This window comes from Erythrobacter sp. A6_0 (genome assembly GCF_017744235.1).
Lineage (GTDB): Bacteria > Pseudomonadota > Alphaproteobacteria > Sphingomonadales > Sphingomonadaceae > Qipengyuania.
Map to the genome: position 1 here is coordinate 664,138 of NZ_JAGHQR010000001.1, position 17,454 is coordinate 681,591.

Consider the following 17,454-nt stretch of genomic DNA (forward strand, 5'->3'; position numbering starts at 1 on the left):
GTTCGTCAGATGGCTGAATTGGTAAAAAAATAATATCGCAGAAACGAAACTAAGTTGACAATGATGATGGTTCTTCACAAATTTTTAGCTTATTAACTGTAAGTCGTCTTGGTGCAGAAAATTTGGGTCTGACGTGCATGGACAAGTCCGCAATTGCCAGTTTGCAAGACCATGGCCAAAGAGCCGGGCCATTCTGGATGAAAGCGGTCGATGACGTATTGATTGTCGCCGTAACCGATCGCGCCGGCCGGATTTTATATGCCAATCAGCGCTTTTGCCAGATAAGTGGCTATTCCCACGACGAACTTGTCGGAGCCAACCATCGCATATTGAACAGCGGTCATCATGATCGTGGATTCTTCAAAGAGATGTTCCGCACCATTTGCGATGGGCAAACGTGGCGCGGCGAGATTTGCAACCGCGCTAAAGACGGTTCTCTATACTGGGTATCGACCACGATCATCCCGGAGCTGGATGAAAACGGCGCGGTTTGTCGATTTGTCTCCTGCCGATTTGATATAACCGAGCAAAAACATGCTGAGCAGCAAATGCGGGAGATGGCGGTAACGGACGCCCTGACCGGCCTTCAGAACAGACACGGCTTTCGGTTGCGGTTTGATCATATGTTGCATCAGGCTCGCACCCTTGGTGAAAATCTCGCATTGCTCATGCTCGACATGGACAACTTCAAAGATATAAACGACGTCAACGGTCATGAGTCAGGTGACCTCTTTCTAAAGATTGTCACGAATAGGCTTTCCCAAATACTTGAATGCGATGATTTGATTGCCAGACTTGGCGGAGACGAAATCGCGATCGTGGTTCCCCGCGCAAATTTGGAAGCTGTAGAACAATTAATTGCTCGGCTACAGCATGCGTTAAGCAATACTATAGATATTCATCAGACTAGCCTGCTAGCAACGGCCAGCATAGGCCTTGCACTATACCCGGCCGACGGTTGCACCGCAGCGGAGTTAATCAACTCGGCGGATATCGCGCTTTACGCCGCAAAGCACTCGGGGAAGAACCGATGCGTCCGGTTTAATCCTGAAATGCTTAAGCGCACCCGCAATCGCGTTTTGCGCCAAGAACAGGCCTTTGCCGGGCTGGAAAGGGGTGAGTTTGAACTATATTATCAACCGATTGTATCATTAGGCTCCGATGAAGCTGCCTCATGCGAAGCATTGTTACGCTGGCATCATCCGATCCATGGTTTGATTGCACCGGGGCAGTTCCTCGACGTGTTCGAATCCCACAGGCTGTCTGTAACGATTGGCCAGTTTGTCCAGCACGCGGCAATCCGGCAGGCTCGGTCATGGATCGAAGCGGCTGTGCCATTCGAGAAGATCAAGTTGAACACCACAGCTTCAGATTTCGAAGCGCCTGGCTTTGCTGACCGATTGCTCAAGATGCTTGATGAATATGGAATCGGCGTAGAGCGGATTGGCGTCGAAGTGACTGAAGGCATGTTTCTGGGACATAAGTCAGATAATATTCGACGGGAATTGCGCGCGCTCAACGATACTGGTGTCGAAATCGCATTTGACGACTTTGGCACAGGGTTTGCATCGCTAACACATCTGAAGGAGTTGCCGATCAATCGCATCAAGATTGATCAAAGCTTCATCACCAATCTAACCAGCGATACACGTGATCAGAATATCGTCCATAGCTTGATTACGCTGGCTCATAAGCTCGGTAAATCGGTAACGGCCGAAGGAGTCGAAACAGACGAGCAAATAGCCCTTTTGGAAGCCATGGGTTGCGACCGCCTGCAAGGCTATTATTTTTCAAAGCCGATATGTGCAGAGTCTGCGGCTGATATGCTTTGGCAACTATCGGCTCAGTCAAAATCTACCGTGGCCGCTGCTCGTTAATCCGGCGTCATATCAATATCGTCGCTGTTGGCAACGTTCTAGCATCTATTGGTCAGCCATTGGCTTATGCTGGTTGACGACGGTAGGCAGCTACTCCCACCCACAATTGATTGCATGCTTTGAATCCTACGGCCAGCTATTGCCTCCCACCTGCCGGAAAGCCAACGTTCTGAAATTGGCCCATTTTCGGAAGTTGCGCTGCGAACTAGACGGTGTCTTGGTTCCGTAGGAAGCGTGAATTCGGCTTCAGAAATGACTGCTCCGCGATTAGGGACAAGCATAGTTCCTTGGCCACGATGGCCTTACCCGTAGAAGGTTCGCTCCTCATTCGATTGAGCTATCGGGCCTCGCAATCGTTCGATTTCGAAGCTTTCGAGACTTTTTGGGGGTAGGATGCACATTTGCCTTTTCGCAATGCCGATATCGGCAATGTGCAAAATGATCCTTTCCGTAAACTGCTGGAGAAGCTGACTGCCATCGACGCGCTAGGGCAACTCGTGCTGCCTCGTGAGTCCGGGAGGCTTGTAGAGCTGAAGAGACAGGCTGCCGCAGCAGCAAAACGACGCTCGCGAGACGAACAACGATATACGCTCGGCGGCCTTATGTTCGCTTTGGACCTCCATACATTAGATTATCATGCGCTTTATAGATTGCTGGCGCATCCCGACCATTTGCTTCTGTGGGCAATCGAAGCACGCGCATCGACAGGAGCGGGGACTTTGGCAAGCATCATCCGTTTGATCTTAGATGATAAGGAACGGGCTGCCAGATGTGCAGAGTGGGGCCAACACCTAGCGTGGAGTCGGATGCGCCTACTGTATGAGGCCGAGGTCAATGCGTTCATTTCGTCCGAAAAATGTGGACCGAAAGCAAGATGGCGGCGTGATCCGATCACAGCCGCCCAAAATTACTTGATCGGTGAAATCTGCAAGCTCGATAGCATCGAAAATCCAACGCTCACACGAAAAGGCCCAGCTTTCGATTGGCTTCGCGAGCGCGGCGGTAATCCAAGGTTTTTAGCGCGACCTGCTCCCATGCCTCTGTTGAGATCATGATCAATCAAATCTCCCATCCGATCGGCGAAGCAGCCGCTGTTCTGAGCCAAAAGGAACGGCAGTTCCTGGACGCGTCGGTCGCAGTCGAGGCCGCTCTAGCAGATGGACAGACCGGAGTATCTGAGCTCGAAACGCTTAACGAGATCGCAGCGGAACTTGCGCAGATAGCAGAGTTCCTTTCGGATCATCTTCAAACGCAGCTCGCGTCGTTTCTCGAGTAAGGCGGATTGTGATGGCCAATAAAACGTAGAGTCAAAGAGTATGCGCCGCCAACCAGTCAGGTCGGCGTTTGGTGCGGAATGAACTTCCTTCCTAAGGAGAGCATCGTGGGCGAGAAGAGAATAAACAAGTCTCCGTCTGAGATCGCCAGGGAGGCAGATTACCACAAGCGCCAGCACGGGATGCACAAGGATTTCTCGACCGAAGATCCAAGACAGAACAAGGTTAGAAAGGAGACTGCGAGAGAACTCAAAAATAGAAAGAATCGGGAATCAAAAACGAGATCTGCGATCCTGCGGACGGATTTAAGTTTGCTCGGAGGAAGTATCTCGCTTCCGACAGGCCTAAACGAATATATCGAGACGCTCGTCCAATCCGAAAAGTTTGGCGTGAGTGACTGCGACAAGGCGTCAGCAATCTTCTCGCCCACCCTGAAGACGATCACCGATTTGCCGATCGGTCTGCTGACCGAAAAGGAATGTATGCTTCCTCGAGCATTGCTGCCTTCCAGATTTTCCGAAATTTTGCGCCATTGCCAGCGGATGATCTCCGTATCGGGGGACGAAAGCTACATCGCCTACGCCGTGGCTGGTTGGGAAACGTGTTCGGTGGACCGGGCAGCTTTTCGCAAGGTGCAGGTCACCGCGAAGCAGAATGCGTCGAGGCACCTTGATTCTCATGCCCGCGCACTGGCGCAAATCGAAGCAGATCATCCAAAGCTTTTTGAGGCCATTTTATGTGGTCGACACAAAACTGCGCTGAACCTTCTAAGCCGAAAAACGCCACAATTAGTGCTGAAACCACATCGTGTCCGCGCCGTCATTGCGGAGCATGGGCTGATCTATTGCCTGCATGATCTGCAGTTGATCGCAGCGAGAGCGCGCGCAGCGGAAGCTAACCCTTTCGAAAGCCTCGCTAGCTCTACGATGGTCCAACTGAAGCCCGAAAACATGGCAAACCAGTCTCGGAGACAAGCGGCCACGCTGAACTCACTTTTGGCACAGTATACAACCTTGAGCGAAGAACTTGGCGGAAAGCCACCGCCCGAAGAAATTCCGGACGGGGAATCGGTTCAGTTTTTGGCCAACCAAGTGAGATACGAGGCGAAGACCAGAGGCACTGACCTGCTCAGTCACCGATTGCAAGTCGACGATTTGGTTAGGTTCATGCGAAATAACACATTGTCAAAAAGTCAGACATTCCTTGATATTGTCGGCCAACCGGTCAGCAGAAACGGAATGGCGACAAGCTTCAACGCGCTTTGGTTTTCCAGATTGAGCGCTACCCAAACGGTCTCAGTAGCCATTCTACGTTATCTCCAAGCGGAAAAAACGATTGAACTGCTTGTTGATGAGCGTGACCCTCGTTCAGTGCGGCCGCTTCGTGAGCATACTGCGATGCCAGCTTACGACCTCAGCACCAAGGCGCCAAATACCATAAGAGAGGCACAAGACCTTCTGTTCATGTTGAGGCAGAGCATTCTCCACGACAAGGACTTCACAGCGAAGGAAAAAAGCGTGTGGGAGCGTAGCGATCGAGAAGGCAGGCCCCCTATCAAGAAAGCGGCCGAAGTTTTGAAGGAATGGGGGCAGAGAGAAATGGGCGCGGATAAGGGGTCGCTCGACGATGCGGGGCGCGCTTACTACTTACTCGACGTGATCCCCGAGCATCGGCTGGCATACTGACACCACTATGCTCGTCCGGCTCATTTGAACCCCATATTCCGTCGATCGACAAGAATTTCCCATTGTTTACAGTGCCCACCATATTCGTGTCGGGTGCACCATTTCCCGGTCAAAAGCGCATCTGACTGCGCATTTGAAAACCGAACGATCAGACCTCTTCGCCGGGATTCTTACCCAGCGGCACCTTTTCCTTGAACGTGTGAGTAACGTAGGGGAACGGGATCTCGATACCCGCATCGTCCAGTGCGGCCTTGATCGCGCGCACGACCTTGTCCTTGCTTTCCCAGCCTGCACGCGGGGTGGAGCCGGACCACCAACGGACGAGGAAATCGACCGAGCTGGAATTGAATTCCTGCGCGAAAATGTCGAGCGTCTTGTCCTTCTCGACCTCATCGACGCTCTGGACCGCGCGGCGGATCACATCGGCGGCGTGATCGAGATTTGTATCGTAACTCACGCCGACGACCACTTCATGCCGCCGCTTCACTTCGTCCGTGAGGATTTCGACCGGGTTCTTGAACAGCATGGAATTCGGAACGAGCGTCACCTCGCCGGAGAGCTTGCGCACATGCGTTTCGCGTAGCGTGATATGCTCCACCTTGCCCACGATGCCATCGCATTCGATGATATCGCCGATCCGCATTTTTTCGCGCAGCATGATCAGCACACCGGCCATGAAATTCTCGAAGATATCCTGAAAGGCGAAACCGATCGCCACTGCCCCGATGCCGAGGCCGGCGAACAGGCTGGCCGGTGTCAGGCCGGGCATGACCACGATAGCGGCGATCATGATGCCGATTATCCAGATCACCAGCCGGACAAGCGTATCGATCAGGTTCTTGAGGCTGGGGCGAACGTCGGTCTTGCCGATCAGCAAATCGGCAATCCGTGCCGCGAAGCGCGCCACGATCCAGGTGACTAGCAGGACGACGAGCGCGATAGCGATCCCCGGAAGGGCGCGCACGAAGCCTTCGCCCATGCCGACCAGCTGGTCCTGCAAAGTGGCGACTGTGTCGACGCTCGTATTGGTCGTGGAATTCGCTGTGGCGTCCACCGCTTGGGACGCCGTCTGGCTGGCCTGCATGAATTTTCCCTCGTTTAGGGCCGATAACGGGCCGAAGCCCGCCTCGGTTCCGAAAACGAAAAGGGAAGCGTCAGGAAGCTCAGTTCGACTTGGACGCGTTTTCCTTGTGGGCGATCTCGTGCAGCCAGTCGGCATGCTTGGGTGCCGTCTTGGTCTCGCTCCACTCTTCGAGCATGACGGGGGCAACGCGCTTCAGCTCGGCATATTGCTCGTCCGTGCCGATATCGGTCGCCAGTTCGACGCGGTGGCCGTTCGGATCGAAGAAATAGATCGACTTGAAGATGCCGTGATGCGTGGGGCCGAGCACATCGATGCCGAGGCTTTCGGCGTGATCCTTCGCGGCCAGCAGATCGTCCTCGCTATCGACCTTGAAGGCGAGGTGCTGGACCCATTGCGGCGTATTCTCGTCGCGGCCCATATCCTTCTGATTGGGCAGTTCGAAAAAGGCCAGAATGTTGCCGTTACCTGCGTCGAGGAATACATGCATGTAGGGATCGTATTCGCCGGTGGACGGTACGTGATCCTCCGCGAAAGCGGTGGTGTAGTCCATTCCGAGGACTTTCCCATACCATTCCACGGTCTCTTTGGCGTCCTTGCAGCGATAGGCCACGTGGTGGACGCCGCCGAGCGAGAAAGCATGTTTGCCGGATTGGGGGGCTTGATCGGTCATTCCGCAGGCTCCGTCTCGACGGTTTTAGCTTCTTCGACGCTGAGCGTGCCGCGCTTGATCTGGTCGCGCTCCATGCTTTCGAACAGGGCTTTGAAGTTGCCTTCGCCGAAGCCTTCGTCGCCCTTGCGCTGGATGAATTCGAAGAACACCGGGCCGACCTGCGCCTCGGCGAAAATCTGGAGAAGCAGGCGCGGTTGGCCGCCCTCGGTCGTCCCGTCGAGCAGAATGCCGCGCGCCTTAAGTTCATCCACCGGCTCGCCATGATCGGGGAGGCGTTCGGGCAGCATCTCGTAATAGGTTTCGGGCGGCGCGGTCATGAAGGGCACGCCGAATTCCTTGAGCCTGTCCCAGGCCCTCACGAGATCGTCGCAGATCAGTGCGATGTGCTGAATGCCTTCGCCGTTGAATTCCTTCAGGAACTCCTCGATCTGGCCCTTGCCGCCTTCGCCCTCTTCGTTAAGCGGGATGCGAATCTTGCCGTCCGGTGCAGTCAGCGCCTTGGACGTCAGGCCGGTATATTCGCCCTTGATGTCGAAGAAGCGGATCTCGCGGAAATTGAACAGGGTCTCGTAGTAATCCGCCCAATATTTCATACGCCCGTTATAGACATTGTGCGTCAGGTGATCGATCACGTCGAAGCCGGCGCCTTCGGGATGACGGTCCACACCGTCGCGATATTCGAAGTCGATATCGTAGATCGAGAGCCCGTTGCCCTCTTCGTTTTCGTAGCGGTCGATCAGATAGACGATCGCGCCGCCGATCCCGCGGATCGCCGGGATGCGTAGTTCCATCGGCCCGGTTTCGACCGACACAGGCTCCGCGCCGCGCGCCAGCAGCTCGTCATAGGCCTCGGCCGCGTTCTTGACGCGAAAGCCCATGCCGCAGGCGGAAGGGCCGTGTTCACGCGCGAAGAACCAAGCCGCGCTCTTCGGTTCGTAATTAAGGATCAGGTTAATCCGGCCCTGGCGCCACAATTGCACGTCCTTCGAACGGTGATTTGCGATATGGCTGAACCCCATCGCTTCGAAGACCGGTTCCACCACGCCCTTTTCCGGGGCGCAGAATTCGACGAATTCGAAGCCGTCGAGGCCGATGGGGTTTTCGAAAAGATCGGGCATTGGGGATCCTCTGTCTGCTATTAGTTTCAATGGAAACTAAATACCGAAGCGGCATGGGCGTGTCAAGGTTGCAACGGACTGTCCCGCCAGCAAGTTCCGCAGACGTTTCAATGCACAAGAGGCTTGCGTGGAGATGGTAAACGTGATTCTGTCGTCATCGTGAAACGCAAACGCGGACTTTTTGGGCGGACTCGCCAGGGTGGGGTGCAATCCTTTGCGCTTTTGGCCTTGCTGTTGATGGGCGGCTTCGCCATCGCCGGTCCTTCCGGGCTGCTCGCCTGGAGCGAAAATCTGCGCCTGCTGGACCAGCGCGAAACACAGCTTGCCGAATTGACGGCAGAGCGGGACATGCTGCGCAACAAGGTCGAACTGCTCGACCCGGAAAGCGCCGATCCCGACATGGTCGGTGAGTTGCTGCGCAGCCAACTCAATGTCGTCCATCCGGACGAAGTGATGATCAAGCTGGAAGAGCCCCGCCGCTAGATCCCGGTCGCTTGAACCGTAATCGGGCGGTCGAAGCGCGGCGGTTCCGTAACGTTTTCGTATGCAAAGCGCGTTCGCGCCGTTGCGCCCTCCGCGCGGCTGTGCCTATACGCGGACAAGCGCCAGACAGGCGCCTCGAACGATGATGAGAGGGAACAGCACCTTGGCCAAGGCCCCCCGTAAAGCAAAGACGTCCGCTCCCGCGGCGCAGGCGAATTCCGACACGGAAGATTTTGCGCTCCGCAGCCTGCAGCAGGAGCTGGAGAAGCAGAAACGCTTCGCCGCGTCCGACGAGCAGATGCTTCACTTCTACGAGCAGATGCTTCTGATCCGCCGCTTCGAAGAGCGTGCCGGCCAGCTTTACGGCCTCGGCCTGATCGGCGGCTTCTGCCACCTTTATATCGGCCAGGAAGCGGTCGCCATCGGCCTCCAGAGCGCTCTCGACAACGATCGCGACAGCGTCATCACCGGCTATCGCGACCACGGCCACATGCTCGCCTACGGGATCGATCCGAAGGTCATCATGGCCGAGCTGACCGGGCGTCAGGCCGGCATTTCCAAGGGGAAGGGCGGCTCGATGCATATGTTCAGCACCGAGCATAAATTTTACGGCGGGCACGGCATCGTCGGCGCTCAGGTTGCGCTGGGCGGCGGGCTGGCGCTTGCGCATCAGTATAATGAGGATGGCGGGCTGTGCCTCGCCTATTTCGGCGACGGGGCGGCAAATCAGGGCCAGGTCTACGAAACCATGAACATGGCGAGCCTGTGGAACCTCCCGATCGTGTTCGTGGTCGAAAACAACCAGTACGCGATGGGCACTGCGGTCAAGCGCAGCTCGGCCGAGACCGAATTCTATCGCCGCGGCACTGCCTTTCGCATCCCCGGCATGGACGTGAATGGAATGGACGTACTCGAAGTGCGTCAGGCCGCCGAAATCGCCTTCAAGCATGTGCGCGACGGCAATGGCCCGGTACTGATGGAGTGCAACACCTATCGCTATCGCGGCCACTCCATGTCCGATCCGGCGAAATACCGGACGCGCGAGGAAGTGCAGGATTATCGCGACCACAAGGATCCGATCGAAGCGATCAAGAAGCTTCTGATCGAACAGGGCAAGAGCGAGGACGAGCTGAAGACCATCGACAAGGATATCCGCAAGATCGTGAGCGAAGCCGCCGATTTCGCCGAGAATTCGCCCGAGCCAGATCCGGCCGAACTCTTCACCGATGTCCTGGTGGAGGAGTATTGAGCCATGGCGATCGAACTGAAGATGCCCGCCCTCTCCCCCACGATGGAGGAAGGCACGCTCGCCAAATGGCTGAAGCAGGAAGGTGACGCGATCGAGATCGGCGACATCATCGCCGAGATCGAAACCGACAAGGCGACGATGGAATTCGAAGCGGTCGATGAAGGCACGCTCGGCAAGATCATGGTCGCCGAAGGGACCGAGGGCGTGAAGGTCGGCGAAGTGATCGCGATGCTCGCAGGCGAGGGCGAGGACGCGTCCGACATCGAAGCGCCGTCGCCCGACGACACGAAGGTCGAGGATAAGCCTGGCGAGGGCAAGGATGTCGGCCAGGATGATGCCGACGGATCGATCACGCCGGAAAAACCGAAATCGGAGCCCAAGTCCGATCCTGAAATTCCCGCCGGCACGAACATGCTCACCATCAGCGTGCGCGAAGCCTTGCGCGACGGTATGGCCGAGGAAATGCGTCGCGACGAGCGCGTCTTCGTGATGGGCGAGGAAGTCGCCGAATATCAGGGCGCATACAAGGTCACGCAGGGGCTCCTCGACGAATTCGGGCCCAAGCGCGTGATCGACACGCCGATCACCGAATACGGCTTTGCCGGTATCGGCACCGGCGCCGCGATGGGCGGTTTGCGGCCGATCGTCGAATTCATGACCTTCAATTTCGCCATGCAGGCGATCGACCACATCATCAATTCGGCGGCCAAGACCAATTACATGTCGGGCGGCCAGATGCGCTGCCCGGTTGTTTTCCGCGGGCCTAATGGCGCGGCCAGTCGCGTCGGCGCGCAGCACAGCCAGAATTACGGCCCCTGGTATGCCAGCGTCCCCGGCCTGATCGTTATCGCACCGTATGACAGCTCGGATGCGAAGGGTTTGATGAAGGCCGCCATCCGCAGCGAGGACCCGGTGGTCTTCCTTGAAAACGAGCTGGTCTACGGTCGCAGTTTCGAATTACCGCAGCTGGACGACCATGTCCTGCCGATCGGCAAGGCGCGCATCGTCCGCGAGGGATCGGACGTCACCATCGTCAGCTATTCGATCGGGGTCGGCTTCTCGCTCGAAGCGGCGGAAAAGCTGGCGGAAGAAGGGATCGAGGCGGAAGTCATCGACCTTCGCACCCTGCGCCCGCTCGACAAGCAGACGATCCTCGATAGCCTGGCGAAGACCAATCGCCTGGTCATTGCGGAAGAGGGCTGGCCGACGTGCTCGATCGCCTCGGAAGTGACGGCGATCTGCATGGAGGAAGGCTTCGACCATCTCGATGCGCCGGTCCTCAGGGTCTGCAACGAAGACGTGCCGCTGCCCTATGCCGCCAATCTCGAAAAGCTCGCGCTCATCGATGCGCCGCGCATCGTCGAGGCGGCAAAGAAGGTGTGCTACCGGGATTGAGCCGATAGGCGGCTCAAGCGCAAAGGTCGATGTCTGCGTCCGGAACGGCGGGTGAGGGATTGAACACATTGCCGTAGCGCGGATCGCGCAGCAGATCGCCGGTCAGGTCGCGTTCGTCGCGTACGAACATAGCGGCGTTTTTGCGTATGGTCTGCGAAGGCACGATCGTCGTGAAAACCAGCGGTTCGTATTCGTAGGCGACTTCGACATACATCACGGCGAAATTCTGTTCGGCAGTCACCCGATTGCTGCTCGGTCCCATCCCCGGATAAGTGTTTCCTACCGCCCCGGTCCCCTGCCGCCCATACTGGGGCTCGTAATTGGTCTTCTCTCCAAAGCAGCGTTGCCAGTGAATCCACTGGCCGCCGGTGATATTTCGCTCAAGGCTCGACAGCACGATGCGTCCATTGGCCTTGATGTCGAGGCCACCGGATTGCAATTGAGCCCCTTGAAAAACCTGGCGAACATCGTGTTCGCGAAATCGAGGGGCTGCTCCCGATACGAATTGCCGAGCTCTGGAGGCGTTGTCGGCAAGCGAAATGGCAAGCTGGCTGATGCGCATCTGTGTCAGCGCATAATTCGTCAACTCGGCGCCTCCCATGCCGAGCACGAGAAGGATCGGCGCGACATAGGCGAATTCGACAAGGGCAAGCCCCTTCTGGTCGGAGCGGAAAGCGGAGAGCCGACGGGTCCGCATGCGCTTGAAAAAACCTACGGGCATATCCGCATCCCGATCTGCTGCGACTGGACACCGAAAGGCTGATTCCGAAGTGTCGTCTCGGCGCTGATCACGTTTGTCGAAGGCTGCCCGATCAGTTTCCAAAGCGGGAAAATCTTATTGTAGGAAACGCTTACGGTGTAGAGAACGACATCGTCAGCCCCGCCTTGGCTGTTCGAACGACCGCGGTCCGCATCCCAGCGCGCATTGCCGTTCATGTCGGTGAAGCATTCGTTCGGATCGTAGAGTCCGTTTCCGTTGCTGTCGTTGAAATCTTCCGGCGTGTTCACGTCGGTAAAGTCGGTGTAGCTGCGGCGTTGGATAGAGATCGAGGCGTTCGGTATCACGGTTTTGATACGATCGCGCAGCGCTGCATCGACGGCGTTTTGGCTCGAACTGTTGGATTCCAAGCCGGAATCCCGTGCCGCCACCTGGAGCGCGGCCCTCGTGATGCCTTTCACGTATCCGAGATGGCCGATCTCCATGCCGCCGATGATGATCATCAGCAAAACAGGCGCCACCACGGCGAATTCGATGATGGTCGTTCCGCGCTGGTCGCCGAAGACGCGAGCCGGGGAATTGGTTCGCACACGCATCACTGGCCGAGCCTCAAGTTGGCAATCTGCGAGGCGATCGACCGGAATTGCGCCCGCAATTGCGTGGTGTCGGAGGCGAAGTAAACTCTGTCCCCAGTCGCGCAATATCGCATGTCGTCGGTAATCGCCGTGCCGAAGGCGACCATCCATATGACGAGGTCTTCGTTCTTGGCCGCATCGCAGGCTGCCCGGAACCGCGCCGAATGATACGGAATGAGATCGAGATCGCTCGTAGTTTGCGGGGCCACTCGGTTTGCAAATACCTCGATCCCGTAATTACCGGCCACGAACCTGTTTGGCTGAAGAGCGCCGTCGGTCATGAAGATGAGGTGCCTGGAAGATGAGCGATAAGGCTGGTCGTTGACGTTCGCGGCCATGATACCGCGCTTGCTCGCCATCCGCGCGCCCCAGATCATTCCAATGTCGTGATAGGTGGCCCCTTCGGCGTTCAGGCCCGACAGATAGGTTTCCACCCAGGCCGGCACCGTTGTGCTCGAAACGTCCGCAGTGGTGAACGCTCTCATGCTTTGCGGACAGGCGATAAAGCCGCCCGAAGGCTGGTTGTTTACGGCGGTAGTGTATTCCGGCCCGTACGTGTTCCGAAAGAACATCACGCCCGTCCAATTCGGTGCCCAGTACGAGTCCGCGACGCCATTTTGCGGGGCGGACACGACATCGAGATCGCGCGCCCCAGCCGGGACCGGGTTGAAATTGGCCGTCTGCACGGTGGCGCGTTCCATGACGCAACCGTTCCACGACGAGTTAATGGTGCTGATGCCCGATGAATTGGTGGAATTCATCGCAGCCAGTTCGCGCATGTCGAATGTTCCGGCGGTCGATACCCATGCCGAGGGACCATGAACTCCTAGGGTTACGTTCCCGAAGCTGGATAGCCCCGTCGTGCTAATCGGCGTCTCATGATAAAGGAATCGAGTAAATTCATAAACCCGTTTTACAGAAAAAGGTTGGGAAACCATTCGTCTTTTGCAGATGCCATAAGAGATGTTTTTCTCGAGACCTTTGCCGTAAGACTGATGCGCGTAAGAAACAAATTCGTACGAATGCGTTACATAATTTGGTGAAGTACCTGTCGTAGATTTGTTATTCCAGTCATTGCTCCATTCGTTTCCTACTCCGTCGCACTGGCTGCTTTCCACATTGGAAGGATAGGTTTCGATAGCTCCGTAGGTTTTCGTCCCGTTTTGAACAATATCGCGCGGCGTATTGAATTCCGATTCGCGTGTCGTGAATGTCGCCGAGGTTCCGAAATAACTTGCGGGTAGCTGGTTCTGCTGGATCAAATACTTTGCGTTGACCGTGCTGGAATAAGGCACAAAACCATACCGGACACGCGTGTCGGGCGAGATGGATGCCGACCCCATAGAGACATGAAAATCGCGCACAGCATTCTTCAGTCCCTCGAGAGGAGCTCCGGCCATCGATCCGGTCGTGTCGAGCACGAACATCACATCGGTGTTGGTGATCTGCAATTCGGCGGTGCAGTCGACCTTCAGATCGAAATCGTCATATGCGAAGACGCCCATGATCATCGTGGGCAAAACTGCGGTGGCAACGCCAGAAATATTTTTGTTCGTCTCCTGCTTGCTGGTGAAGTTCGAAGTCGTGACCGAAAGCTTGGCTGGCTCGAAATTGGCGTTGAACATCTTGTTCGCTTTCGCCTTTTCCGTCGCGCCGTACGTGCCCGATCGGCCCGATGCGCGGCGGCCTGCCAGGACGCCGGCATCGCAAGCCGATTGAAGCTGAGCCTGCGCCATGTAGGCGCGGCTCATATCCACCGTCCCGCCGACGATGGCGAGGATCGGGAATATGCTGGCGGCTGCTATCGCGAGCACGTTACCGCCGGTATGGGCGCGCAACGCTCTCAGGGAAAACCTGTCACTCGAACGTGCCGTCATGGATTGGTCTCAGCGAAATGGCCCATGACGGGCCCTATGCGGCGATTGCGGTTAAGCTTGGGTACGGCTTTATGCCTAACGTTGTGTAAACCGCGATCTTTCACCGGAGGACAAGTGGACCGCAGTCTCATTCATCGAATCGCGACGAGCTATGCGCCGGCCTATGCCCGCCCGGCGATCGCCACTCTGCTCTCCCTGGAGGCGCAGTTCGCCAAATTCGTGTTCACGGCGAGCGAACCCATTCTGGCGCAGATGAGGCTGGCATGGTGGCGCGATCGCTTTGCCCAGCTGCGCGAGGAATGGCCGGTCGGCAATCCGTTGCTGGCGCAGCTTGCCGAATGGAATACGGACACATCGGAGCTTGGTAAGGTGGTCGATGGCTGGGAGGCTCTATTGGCAAATTTGCCGCCGAACGCTTCGGACTTCGAAGCCTATCGACGGGGGCGGGGGGCCGGATGGCAGGTTCTCGCCCGCCACCTTGGCCTCGGCTTCGACGAAGCCGCTATCGCGCAGGCGAGCGAGCGTTGGAGCATGGCGGATGCGGCGGCGAGCCTCGGCGATCCTGAAGCGCGGGACTTGGCGTTGCGGGAGGGGCGGAAGCTCGCCAAGCCACCACGCCTGCCGCGCGCTCTACGGCCTTTGACCGTGTTCGACGCGATCGGGCGAAGGGCGCTGCGAAGCGGAGCGGCCCCCTTGTCCCGTCCAAGCGATCTCGTCGCGGTCTTGCGGCATGGGCTGACGGGGCGCTAAACGAAGAGCGGTTTTTTCGGGGAAGGGTCGGCATGCGAAACTGGCTGTTGGGTGCGCTGTGCGCGCTGGTGCTCACCGGGATCGGCTTCGTGTGGTGGCAAGGTCGCGCAGAAGTGGAGCGGGGGGCCCCGCCGCCTGTTCCCGCCGAACCCACCGAGAGCTTCGAAGACCCTCAATTGCCGAGCGCCGATGCCGCCGATCTGCGCGGGCCGGAACCGCCCGAGGCGACCGAGCTGACACGGGAACAAAGGCGCTTCTTCCGCTACGACCGCAATCGCGACTGGAAGATCTCGCGCACCGAAATGCTGTCGAGCCGCACAGACGCCTTTCGCAAGCTCGACAAGGACGGCAACAATCTGCTGGATTTCGAAGAATGGGCCGTGGCGACGGTGGACAAGTTCGAAGGTGCCGATGCGGACGGGAACCTGTCGCTGACACCAGCCGAATTCGCGACCACGGCCCCCAAGCGCAAGGCCAAGCCTGCCTGCCGGTGTTAGGCCGGATCAGGCGGAAATCCGCTCCAGCTGGCGCAACCATGGGCCGAGATCCGCCTTGGCGCGGGATGTGTAGGCTTCCTTGCGCTGTTTCTTGCCGACTTCGTGCAGTGGCGGAAACAGGCCGAAATTGACGTTCATCGGCTGAAACGTCTCGGCCTCCGCATCGCCGGTGATGTGCGACAGAAGCGCGCCCAGCGCCGTGGTGCGCGGGGGCGGGGCCCAGTCTTGGCCGGCCAGCTCGCTCGCCGCCATCAGGCCAGCCATCAGGCCGACCGCCGCGCTTTCGACATAACCCTCGCACCCGGTCATCTGTCCGGCAAAGCGGATGTGGGCCGCGCGGTTGAGGCGCAATTGCCGGTCGAGCACGAGCGGAGAATTCAGGAACGTGTTCCGGTGGAGCCCGCCGAGCCGCGCGAATTCCGCGTTCTCCAGCCCGGGAATGGTGCGGAACAGTTCGACCTGCGCGCCGTGCTTCAGCTTGGTCTGGAAGCCGACCATATTCCACAGCGTGCCGAGCTTATTGTCCTGCCGCAGCTGGACGACAGCGTAGGGCCAGCGCCCCTGCGGAAATTCCGGCGTGGTATCGCGCGGATTGTCGAGCCCGACCGGTTTCATCGGACCGAAGCGCAGCGTTTCGACGCCGCGCGCCGCCATCACCTCGATCGGCATGCAACCGTCGAAATAGGGCGTGTCCTTTTCCCATTCGCGAAATTCGGTCTTCTCGCCGTCCATCAGACCCTGATGGAACGCGTAATACTGCTCCTTCGTCATCGGGCAGTTGATGTAATCGCCCTCTTCGTTGGACGCTTCGGTCCGCTTGTTCCAGCGCGATTGGATCCAGCAGATGTCCATGTCGATGCTGTCGCGATGCACGATGGGCGCGATCGCGTCGAAGAAAGCGAGACGGTCCTGTCCAGTCGCTTGCACGATACTTTCGGCCAGCGATTGCGCGGTCAAAGGCCCGGTGGCGACGATCGTCGGCCCGCTTTCCGGCAAAGCATCGACCCGTTCGCGCACTACCGTGACGTTCGGATGCTCCTTCAGGGCGCGCTCGACTTCGGCGGAAAATACGTCGCGATCGACGGCCATGGCCGATCCGGCGGGAACGCGTGCTTTTTCGCCCGCCTGCATTACCAGGCTGTCCAGCCGCCGCATTTCATCGTGCAGCAGGCCGACCGCGTTCTTGTCGCTGTCGTCGGATCGAAAGCTGTTGGAACAGACCAGTTCGGCAAGGCCATCGGTCTGGTGCGCGGGTGTCATCTCACCCGAACCGCGCATTTCCGACAGGCGGACGCGAAAGCCGCGCCGCGCCAATTGCCACGCCGCCTCGCTGCCGGCGAGACCGCCGCCGATTATTTGAATATCATGAACCATCGCCGTCTCAGCTAGGGCAAAGATACGGCGCTTTCAACGCGCAGGGATGACGCCTTGTGGTAGTGAGCAAAGCGGGCCATGCGGCGATCATGCCGAACCGCCCCCATAAAGCCCTCATCGATCACCGGCCGTGGTTGCTGGCGAGCCTGATTTTCTCGCTCTGCTACTTCGTCTGGGGCGACACTTTGCCCGGCCTTTTCGTTATTCCGCTCAAGGGCCTAGGTGTGGGCTTGTTGGCGATCTATGCGGCGAGGCGAAGCAGCGGGACCGATGGGGTACTGGTCGCGCTCGTGCTTGGTTTGTCGGCGCTTGCCGACATGGTGCTCGAAGTTTCCTTCCTGTTCGGCGCGGCGATTTTCGCTCTCGCGCATCTCGTCGCCATTGCGCTGTATTGGCGCAATCCGAGGCAGAAGCGTCATGGTAGCCAGATGGGCGCGGCGCTTGCGATCGCCATTCTGGTTCCCGCGATCACTGCTCTGCTGACCTGGCCGCAGCCGAATTGGCACCTCGCGACGTTGTATGCCTGCACGCTTGCCGCGATGAGCGCATCGGCCTGGGTCAGCCGTTTCCCGCGCTACCGGGTGGGATTGGGCACTTTGCTGTTCGTCGCGTCGGACCTGGCGATTTTCGCGCGCGAGGCGGGCCGGATCGATCCGGCGCTGGCGGACTGGATCGTCTGGCCGCTCTATTATGTGGGCCAGTTGATGATCGCGACCGGGGTGGTGCAGACCCTTCGCAACAAGGCTGCAAAAGGCCTGCAACGCTAAC

17 protein-coding genes are annotated in these 17,454 nt (G+C 58.0%); 10 read left to right on the plus strand and 7 right to left on the minus strand.

Annotation, left to right across the window (positions count from 1 at the left end; translation table 11 throughout):
- Nucleotides 1–197 precede the first annotated feature (197 nt).
- The 4 genes from J7347_RS03350 to J7347_RS03365 all read left to right on the plus strand — a co-directional run bounded on the left by J7347_RS03350 (nt 198) and on the right by J7347_RS03365 (nt 4,836).
- A complete protein-coding gene (locus J7347_RS03350; RefSeq protein WP_245173778.1) occupies nt 198–1,877 on the plus strand; it encodes an EAL domain-containing protein in 1,680 nt (559 codons plus the stop codon).
- A gap of 401 nt (nt 1,878–2,278) precedes the next feature.
- Nucleotides 2,279–2,932, plus strand: a complete 654-nt coding sequence (locus tag J7347_RS03355; RefSeq protein WP_209160815.1) for a hypothetical protein — start codon at nt 2,279–2,281, stop codon at nt 2,930–2,932.
- Nucleotides 2,929–3,153, plus strand: a complete 225-nt coding sequence (locus tag J7347_RS03360; protein WP_209160816.1) for a hypothetical protein — start codon at nt 2,929–2,931, stop codon at nt 3,151–3,153. Before J7347_RS03355 ends, J7347_RS03360 begins: the two co-directional genes overlap by 4 nt.
- 78 nt (nt 3,154–3,231) lie before the next feature.
- Nucleotides 3,232–4,836, plus strand: a complete 1,605-nt coding sequence (locus J7347_RS03365; RefSeq protein WP_209160817.1) for a hypothetical protein — start codon at nt 3,232–3,234, stop codon at nt 4,834–4,836.
- Between the two features lie 148 nt (nt 4,837–4,984).
- On the opposite strand, the gene J7347_RS03370 is transcribed toward J7347_RS03365, so the two are convergent.
- The 3 genes from J7347_RS03370 to hppD form a co-directional block, all read right to left on the minus strand.
- Nucleotides 4,985–5,815 (minus strand): mechanosensitive ion channel family protein, encoded by an 831-nt coding sequence (locus J7347_RS03370; protein ID WP_245173843.1) that lies wholly within the window; start codon nt 5,813–5,815, stop codon nt 4,985–4,987.
- Nucleotides 5,816–5,999: 184 nt separating this feature from the next.
- The gene (locus J7347_RS03375) at nt 6,000–6,590 is read right to left on the minus strand and encodes a VOC family protein (RefSeq protein ID WP_209160819.1); all 591 of its coding nucleotides are present in this window, start codon (nt 6,588–6,590) and stop codon (nt 6,000–6,002) included.
- The gene (hppD, locus tag J7347_RS03380; RefSeq protein WP_209160820.1) at nt 6,587–7,708 is read right to left on the minus strand and encodes a 4-hydroxyphenylpyruvate dioxygenase; all 1,122 of its coding nucleotides are present in this window, start codon (nt 7,706–7,708) and stop codon (nt 6,587–6,589) included. The genes J7347_RS03375 and hppD overlap by 4 nt, the downstream gene beginning before the upstream one ends.
- A 237-nt stretch (nt 7,709–7,945) precedes the next feature.
- On the opposite strand from hppD, the gene J7347_RS03385 reads away from it, so the two are divergent.
- From J7347_RS03385 to J7347_RS03395, 3 genes are all read left to right on the plus strand, one after another.
- Nucleotides 7,946–8,191, plus strand: coding sequence for a septum formation initiator family protein (locus J7347_RS03385; RefSeq protein WP_082851531.1), 246 nt, complete (start codon nt 7,946–7,948; stop codon nt 8,189–8,191).
- Nucleotides 8,192–8,336: 145 nt separating this feature from the next.
- Nucleotides 8,337–9,440 carry a pyruvate dehydrogenase (acetyl-transferring) E1 component subunit alpha gene (gene pdhA / locus J7347_RS03390; protein WP_209161227.1) on the plus strand — a complete coding sequence of 368 codons (1,104 nt, stop codon included), beginning with the start codon at nt 8,337–8,339 and terminating at the stop codon, nt 9,438–9,440.
- A 3-nt stretch (nt 9,441–9,443) separates the two neighbouring features.
- Complete coding sequence (locus J7347_RS03395; RefSeq protein WP_067684497.1) at nt 9,444–10,835, plus strand: pyruvate dehydrogenase complex E1 component subunit beta; 1,392 nt, start codon at nt 9,444–9,446, stop codon at nt 10,833–10,835.
- Between the two features lie 13 nt (nt 10,836–10,848).
- On the opposite strand, the gene J7347_RS03400 is transcribed toward J7347_RS03395, so the two are convergent.
- Genes J7347_RS03400 through J7347_RS03410 form a run of 3 tightly spaced genes read right to left on the minus strand, consistent with a single transcriptional unit; the run spans nt 10,849 to nt 14,065 of the window.
- Nucleotides 10,849–11,556 (minus strand): TadE/TadG family type IV pilus assembly protein, encoded by a 708-nt coding sequence (locus J7347_RS03400; RefSeq protein WP_067684499.1) that lies wholly within the window; start codon nt 11,554–11,556, stop codon nt 10,849–10,851.
- Nucleotides 11,547–12,149, minus strand: coding sequence for a TadE/TadG family type IV pilus assembly protein (locus J7347_RS03405; RefSeq protein WP_280635673.1), 603 nt, complete (start codon nt 12,147–12,149; stop codon nt 11,547–11,549). Before J7347_RS03405 ends, J7347_RS03400 begins: the two co-directional genes overlap by 10 nt.
- A complete protein-coding gene (locus J7347_RS03410) occupies nt 12,149–14,065 on the minus strand; it encodes a VWA domain-containing protein (RefSeq protein ID WP_209160822.1) in 1,917 nt (638 codons plus the stop codon). The genes J7347_RS03405 and J7347_RS03410 overlap by 1 nt, the downstream gene beginning before the upstream one ends.
- Before the next feature lie 114 nt (nt 14,066–14,179).
- On the opposite strand from J7347_RS03410, the gene J7347_RS03415 reads away from it, so the two are divergent.
- Together J7347_RS03415 and J7347_RS03420 are read left to right on the plus strand one after the other, a co-directional pair.
- Nucleotides 14,180–14,815, plus strand: coding sequence for a hypothetical protein (locus tag J7347_RS03415; protein WP_209160823.1), 636 nt, complete (start codon nt 14,180–14,182; stop codon nt 14,813–14,815).
- Between the two features lie 32 nt (nt 14,816–14,847).
- Nucleotides 14,848–15,312 carry an EF-hand domain-containing protein gene (locus tag J7347_RS03420; RefSeq protein ID WP_209160824.1) on the plus strand — a complete coding sequence of 155 codons (465 nt, stop codon included), beginning with the start codon at nt 14,848–14,850 and terminating at the stop codon, nt 15,310–15,312.
- Between the two features lie 6 nt (nt 15,313–15,318).
- On the opposite strand, the gene trmFO is transcribed toward J7347_RS03420, so the two are convergent.
- A complete protein-coding gene (gene trmFO / locus J7347_RS03425; RefSeq protein ID WP_209160825.1) occupies nt 15,319–16,686 on the minus strand; it encodes a methylenetetrahydrofolate--tRNA-(uracil(54)-C(5))-methyltransferase (FADH(2)-oxidizing) TrmFO in 1,368 nt (455 codons plus the stop codon).
- Nucleotides 16,687–16,742: 56 nt separating this feature from the next.
- On the opposite strand from trmFO, the gene J7347_RS03430 reads away from it, so the two are divergent.
- Nucleotides 16,743–17,453: a lysoplasmalogenase gene (locus J7347_RS03430; protein WP_233999408.1), complete on the plus strand. Its 711-nt coding sequence runs from the start codon at nt 16,743–16,745 to the stop codon at nt 17,451–17,453.
- Nucleotide 17,454 lies beyond the last annotated feature (1 nt).